Raw genomic sequence first — 6,896 nt, forward strand, 5'->3', positions numbered from 1 at the left:
CCCGACGGCGGTTCGGAGCCGGTCGATTCGCAAGCGTTCAAGGCGTACGACCTCACCCGGACCAGCTTCGGCGAGGGAATGACCGGTCCCATCGTGGTTGTCGGTACCCTCCCGGACGGGCTCAGCGACGATCAGGCCAAGACGAAGCAGTTCGACGTCGCGGACAAGCTGCGCAGTGTCGACAACGTCGTGGCAGCCGTTCCGGTAGCCCTCAGCCAGGATCACCGCACGGCCGTTTTCCAGGTCATCCCCAAGGACGGCCCCGCGAGCGCCAGCACCGTCCAGGTGGTCTCGGAACTGCGGGGCAAGGGTTCCGAAATCCAGCAGGCCACAGGCGCCACCATCGGATTGACGGGGCAGACGGCCGGCAACATCGACGTCTCCGCGAAGCTCGGTGCCGCCTTGCCGCCGTACTTGGCGATCGTCGTCGGGCTCTCGCTGGTCCTCCTGCTCCTGGTGTTCCGCTCGATCGTCGTCCCGCTGCTCGCCACCGGCGGTTTCCTGCTCTCGCTCGCGGCAGCGTTCGGCGCCGTGGTGGCCGTATACCAGTGGGGCTGGCTGGGCTCCGTGTTCGACGTCGCCAATCCCGGAGCGGTGCTGAGCTTCCTGCCGATCATCCTCATTGGTGTGCTGTTCGGCCTGGCCATGGACTACCAGGTGTTCATCACATCGGGCATGCGCGAATCGTTCATGCATGGCGAGAATGCGAAGCAAGCAGTCCGAAGCGGCTTCAGCCATGCCGCAGCTGTGGTCACGGCCGCCGCCATCATCATGGTCAGCGTGTTCGCCGGCTTCATCTTCAGCCACCTGACCATGGTCCGGCCGCTCGGTTTCGCGATGGCGTTCGGCGTGCTCGTCGATGCGTTCGTGGTGCGGATGACCATTGTCCCGGCCGTGATGTACCTGTTGGGCGAAAAGGCTGGTGGCTGCCGCGATGGCTGTCCCGGGTCCTGCCCGACGTCGACGTCGAGGGCGCAAACCTGCAGCGCACGACGTCGGCGGGCGGGACCAAGGAGCTGGTCCACTAAGCGTCTGGTTGCCTATCAGCGGGCGTCGGTTCTGTGTCCAGAACCGACGCCCGCTCACCTTTAAGGCCCTTTCCCCAAACGCCCGCTCACCCAAGTGAGCGAGCGTCCGGCCAAACACCCATATAAGTGAGCGAGCGTCGTGGGAAGGCAGCGCGTACTACGCTTGAGCCGTGACCCGATTGATCCTGGCTTCCCAGTCCCCCGCCCGCACCAAGCTCCTCACGGAGGCCGGCATCCACCACGAGGTACTCGTCTCGGACGTGGACGAGGACGCCGTGCAAGCCCGGTACGGCGTCACCGATGCGCATGACACCGCTCTCCTCCTCGCCCGCGCCAAGGCCGAGGCTGTCGCTTCCCTGCCCGACGCCGAGGGGGCCCTGGTGATCGGCTGCGATTCCGTGTTCGAGTTCGACGGCGAATCGCACGGTAAGCCGTACACAGTAGACATTGCCAAGGAACGAATGCTGCGCATGAGCGGCTCCAAGGGCGTCCTCCACACCGGGCACTGGCTCGTGGACTGCCGCGAAACCGCAGCGGACATGAACGACGGCGAGACGGCCGTCGGCACCGGAGCAACGGTCGGTGCGGTGTCCAGCGCAGAGGTCCACTTTGCGGAGATGAGCGAGAAGGACATCGACGCCTACATCGCAACCGGCGAGCCCCTGCACTGCGCCGGTTCGTTCACGATCGACGGCTTGGGCGGGGCCTTCATCCGCAAGGTCGACGGCGACCCGCACGCCGTCGTCGGGCTCTCCATCTCGACCCTCCGCGATCTGCTCGGGCAAGCGAACGTCGGGATCACCGAACTCTGGACCCACAACGGCTCCGAAGCGGGCAGCGAATAGCGGCGGTCTGGGTCGCCGGCCCGGCGGCCAATTTCCAGCCTTTGTAGCAACCCTACAAAGACAGACCGTCTCACACACGGAATCCCCCATCAATATGGGCGGAACCCTCAAAATCACGCTAGGCTCCCTGAAGGACAGAAGGAGTCAACTTGTCAGCTAATCCGGCGCAGCCCATTTCCAGCCCTCTCACCAAGGTCTTGATCGCCAACCGAGGCGAAATCGCGGTCCGCATCATCCGCGCAGCCCGGGACGAAGGCATCGCATCCGTGGCCGTCTATGCGGACCCCGACCGCGACGCACTGCACGTCAGGCTGGCAGATGAGGCCTACGCACTGGGCGGCAACACCGCTGCCGAGTCGTACCTCGTGATGGACAAGTTGATCGACGTCGCCAAGCAGTCGGGTGCGGACGCCATCCACCCGGGCTATGGCTTCCTCGCAGAGAACGCCGAGTTTGCCGCCAAGGTCATCGACGCCGGCATCACCTGGATCGGCCCGTCCCCGGACGCCATCTCCGCATTGGGCGACAAGGTGCAGGCCCGCCACATCGCCGAAAAGGTCGGCGCCCCCTTGGTTCCCGGTACGGCCGACCCGGTCGAGTCCGCTGACGAGATCCTGGCCTTCGCCAAGGAGTTCGGGCTCCCGATCGCCATCAAAGCCGCCTACGGCGGCGGCGGACGCGGCATCAAGGTGGCCCGCACCATCGAGGAAATCCCCGAGCTTTTCGAGTCCGCAGTACGTGAAGCCATTGCCGCCTTCGGCCGCGGCGAGTGCTTCATCGAGCGCTTCCTGGATTCCCCCCGCCACGTCGAGACCCAGTGCCTCGCTGACGCCTACGGAAACGTCGTTGTGGTGTCCACTCGCGACTGCTCCCTCCAGCGCCGCAACCAGAAGCTTGTGGAAGAGGCCCCCGCGCCGTTCCTGAGCCCGGAGCAGAACGAGCGCCTCTACGAGTCCTCCAAGGCCATCCTGAAAGAGGCAGGCTACCTCGGCGCTGGAACGTGCGAATTCCTGGTGGGCCAGGACGGCATCATCTCGTTCCTCGAAGTCAACACGCGTCTTCAGGTGGAGCACTGCGTTTCGGAGGAAGTCACAGGCCTCGACCTGGTCCGCGAGCAGTTCCGCATCGCCCGTGGCGAGAAACTCGGCTATGGCGATCCCGAGGTCCGCGGCCACTCCTTCGAATTCCGCATCACCGGCGAAGACCCGGGCCGCAACTTCATGCCCGCACCGGGAACCATCAGCACCCTGAAGAACCCGACAGGTCCGGGCATCCGCATCGATTCCGGCGTGGAGCAGGGCGACGTCATCAGCGGGAACTTCGACTCCATGCTGTCGAAGCTGATTGTCACCGGCGCTACCCGCGAACAGGCCCTCCAGCGTTCCCGCCGCGCCCTTGAGGAAATGGTGGTTGAAGGCATCCCCACCGTCATTCCTTTCGACCTCGCAGTGGTGACCGATCCCGCGTTCGCTCCGGCCGAAGGCCCGTTCAAGGTGCACACCCGCTGGATCGAGACCGAGTTCGTCAACAACGTCCCCGCGTGGACGCCTACCGGAACCGGAACAGAAGCCGCCGACGCCGGTGAGCGCCAGCGCGTCGTCGTCGAGGTTGGCGGCAAGCGGCTGGAAGTTGTCCTTCCGGCGACTCTCGCTCGGTTTCCTCTGTCGCCAACGCGGGCACCAAGGGCGCCAAGGTCAAGAAGCGTTCCCGCTCTGCGCGCCACAGCCGCAGTCGCGGGCGGCAACGCCCTCACCTCGCCGATGCAGGGCACCATCGTCAAGGTGGCAGTAGCCGCCGGCGACGTGGTTGCAGAAGGCGATCTGATCGTGGTCCTCGAAGCCATGAAGATGGAACAGCCCCTCACCGCCCACAAAGCCGGCACCATTCATGGCTTGGTGGCAAAGGCAGGCGAGACCGTCTCCGCGGGCGCCGTCATCGCGACAATCGAAGACTAGTCCCCACTGCCCCCCTAGCCTGCTTCGCTCGGCCAGGGAACCCGGGCAGCGTGGGCCCACCCACTGGCTCCCTAGCCTCGCTTCGCTCGGCCAGGGAACCCGGGCAGCGTGGGCCCAATTAAAGAGCTCCGGCCCCGCACCATGGGTGCGGGGCCGGAGCCATTTAACCCGAGCCTGTTAATTCAAGCTCAAGCTACGTTGTTTTCGTAATCCGTGTCCTTGGTTTCCTTGGACAGGAACAGGGCCACGAGCGTCAGTACCGCCATGGCGCTGAGGTAGACACCCACCAGGACCGTGCTGCCCTTGGCCGACTCCCAGAGCCAGACCGCGATGAACGGAGCCACAGCCGCGCCGAGGATGCTGGACATGTTGTAACTGACGGCGGATCCGGTGTATCGGACGTTGGTCGGGAACAGTTCCGGAAGCAGCGCACCCATGGGGCCGAAGGTAAGGCCCATCAGCGAGAAGCCGATGATCAGCAACGCCATGGTGCCAACAAAGCCGCCACTGAACAACGGCACGAAGAGCAAGCCGAATACCAGGATTCCCGCGGTCACGGCCAGGAGCATCTTGCGGCGGCCATACTTTTCGGCCAGCGGACCGGCCACCAGGGTGAAAATGCCGAAGAAGACGACGCCGGCAATCAGCATCCAGAGGAAGTCGTTCCGGCTGAAACCCAGGCCTGGTACGAACGCCGCGGCGGCCGCGTCGGTCATGGGCTTTCCGGCCTTCACCGCAGCGGCTTGGGCGCCCACCAGGGTTGGTTTGGTGCCGTAGGTCAGGGTGAACGTGGTCATGAGGTAGAACAGCACGTACGTCGCAAGCATGATGAAGGTACCGAGGATCAGCGGGCGCCAACTCTTCTTGAACACGCGTCCGATGGGCAGCTTGGCCACTTCGTTGGACTCCAGCACCTTGGTGAATGCGGGAGTTTCAATGAGCTTGAGGCGCACGTAGAGGCCAAGGATCACCATGACGGCGCTGAGCAGGAACGGCACGCGCCAGCCCCAGGCGGCGAAGGCCTCGGGAGTCAAGGTGTAGCTGAAGACCAGGAAGATGATGTTGGCCAGGATGAAGCCGATCGGCGCACCCATCTGCGGGAATGTTCCATAGATGGCGCGTTTATTGGCCGGCGCGTTCTCCGTTGCGAGCAGCGCGGCGCCGCTCCACTCTCCCCCGAGGGCCAGGCCCTGGGCGAACCGCAGCACAACCAACAATGTGGGAGCCAGGAAGGTCCAGCCCGGGACCTGTGCCGTGGGGAGGCAACCGATCAGGAACGTGGCGATACCCATGGTCAGGAGGGACGCAACCAGGGTTCCCTTGCGACCGAATTTGTCACCGAAGTGGCCGAAAACTATGGAGCCGAGCGGCCGGGCGACGAAGGCGACACCGAACACCGCGAAGGAGCTCAACAGCTGGGTGGTCTCGTCCGCCGTCGGGAAGAAGAGTTTAGGGAAGACGAGCACAGCTGCCGTGGCGTAAACGTAGAAATCGTAGAACTCGATGGACGTTCCGATGAGGCTGGCGAAGATCACCCGGCCCCGCGAGTTGACCGGCTTGACTGACTCGCTTTCCTTGGATTCAGCGATGGAAGACATGTAGTGGATGCTTTCGTTCACGCCGGCCCGGCGTCGCTGAGCCTGCCGGCAGATTATTGAGAGTTCAATAATAGTTCCCGCTATCCAACAAATGGACAATCAAGTCCAGCATGTGGACGCTTTGGAAAGTCTCACTCTGTGGTCCGCACCACAACAACCTCACCATCGCCTCACGCAGTGGTGACCCCCTCCGATAGGCAAATGTCACAGCACGTTTACAAACCGCGACGGTCCGCGAAACGCGCCGTACCTAACGTGTAAGGACAACGTCCCCACAAAGGAGGCACTCCGTGACAGTTGACCGAAGCACCGAAATCCTCACCAACGAGCAGGCGCCCACCGCCCTCGTCCCCGAGCTTGAACACCGCCCTGGCCGCTGGATTGCCAACTGGGATGCAGAGAACAAGGAGCAGTGGGACGCCGTTGGCCGTTCCATCGCCAAGCGCAACCTGTACTGGTCCATCTTCGCCGAGTTCCTCGGCTTCGTCGTCTGGCAGCTCTGGTCGATCGTCGTCGTCCAGCTCCCGGCAGCAGGCTTCAAGTTCGACACCAACCAGATCTTCTGGCTCATCTCGATCCCCAGCCTGGTCGGTGCCACACTGCGCATCCCGTACACCTTCATGGTCCCGAGATTCGGCGGCCGAAACTGGACCATCGTCTCGGCCCTCCTGCTGCTGATCCCGACGGCGGGCCTCGCCCTCTGTGTCTCAAACCCCGGCACCCCCTTCGGCGTCATGCTGCTGGTTGCGGGCCTTGCAGGCTTCGGCGGCGGCAACTTCGCCAGCTCGATGGCAAACATCACCTTCTTCTACCCCGCCCGTGAAAAGGGCTGGGCACTGGGCCTGAACGCCGCGGGCGGAAACCTTGGTGCCGCCGTCGCGCAGCTCATCGTTCCGATCGCCGTCACCCTCCTGGCCGCCGGTACGGTCAACCTCCCCATGGCCGGCCTCATCTGGATTCCGCTCATCCTCGTCGCCGCGTTCGGCGCCTGGAAGTACATGAACAACCTCACCAGCGCCAAGGGTGACGTCGCAGGCTCCATCGCCGCGCTCAAGGAACCGCACCTGTGGATCATGGCCTTCCTGTACATCGGTACCTTCGGCTCGTTCATCGGCTTCTCCGGAGTCTTCCCCAAGCTCATCAAGGACTACTTCCCGGCCTTCTCCTCCATGCACCTCGGCGCGGTTGTCCTCTCGCTCGCCTTCCTTGGCCCGCTGGTCGGTTCCCTCGCCCGCCCCTACGGTGGACGCATGGCTGACCGCATGGGCGGAGCCCGCATGACCGTCACGGCGTTCGCAGCGATGGCCGTCATCACCTTGACCATGATCTGGACCCTTCCGCTCAAGAACTTCTGGCTCTTCCTGGTCCTGTTCCTGTTCCTCTTCACGGCGAGCGGCTTCGGAAACGGCGCGACGTACCGCATGATTCCGGTCATCTTCGCCACCTCCAGCCGCGCAGCGCGCTCCGGTG

Annotated in this window: 3 protein-coding genes and 2 pseudogenes; 4 read left to right on the forward strand and 1 reads right to left on the reverse strand. The window is 64.1% G+C overall.

Annotation, left to right across the window (positions count from 1 at the left end; translation table 11 throughout):
- From AHiyo1_RS05725 to AHiyo1_RS05735, 3 genes and pseudogenes are all read left to right on the forward strand, one after another.
- A pseudogene (locus AHiyo1_RS05725) lies at nucleotides 1-1,028 on the forward strand (MMPL family transporter); the annotation flags it as partial.
- Between the two features lie 170 nt (nucleotides 1,029-1,198).
- The gene (locus AHiyo1_RS05730) at nucleotides 1,199-1,873 is read left to right on the forward strand and encodes a Maf family protein (RefSeq protein WP_059387898.1); all 675 of its coding nucleotides are present in this window, start codon (nucleotides 1,199-1,201) and stop codon (nucleotides 1,871-1,873) included.
- A 149-nt stretch (nucleotides 1,874-2,022) separates the two neighbouring features.
- Nucleotides 2,023-3,828 (forward strand): annotated as a pseudogene (locus AHiyo1_RS05735) (acetyl/propionyl/methylcrotonyl-CoA carboxylase subunit alpha).
- Nucleotides 3,829-4,016: 188 nt separating this feature from the next.
- On the opposite strand, the gene AHiyo1_RS05740 reads toward AHiyo1_RS05735, so the two are convergent.
- A complete protein-coding gene (locus AHiyo1_RS05740) occupies nucleotides 4,017-5,426 on the reverse strand; it encodes an MFS transporter (RefSeq protein WP_059387901.1) in 1,410 nt (469 codons plus the stop codon).
- Nucleotides 5,427-5,716: 290 nt separating this feature from the next.
- Between AHiyo1_RS05740 and AHiyo1_RS05745 the strand changes: the two genes are divergently transcribed.
- Nucleotides 5,717-6,896 (forward strand): MFS transporter (locus tag AHiyo1_RS05745; RefSeq protein ID WP_059387900.1); only part of this gene is annotated, 1,180 nt, incomplete at its 3' end.

This window comes from Arthrobacter sp. Hiyo1 (assembly GCF_001263615.2).
Taxonomy (GTDB): Bacteria; Actinomycetota; Actinomycetes; order Actinomycetales; family Micrococcaceae; genus Arthrobacter.

Bases quoted from the DNA above. Each gene is read 5' to 3' on its own strand.
- AHiyo1_RS05740 (WP_059387901.1), bottom strand. From the start codon at position 5,426: ATGTCTTCCATCGCTGAATCCAAGGAAAGCGAGTCAGTCAAGCCGGTC.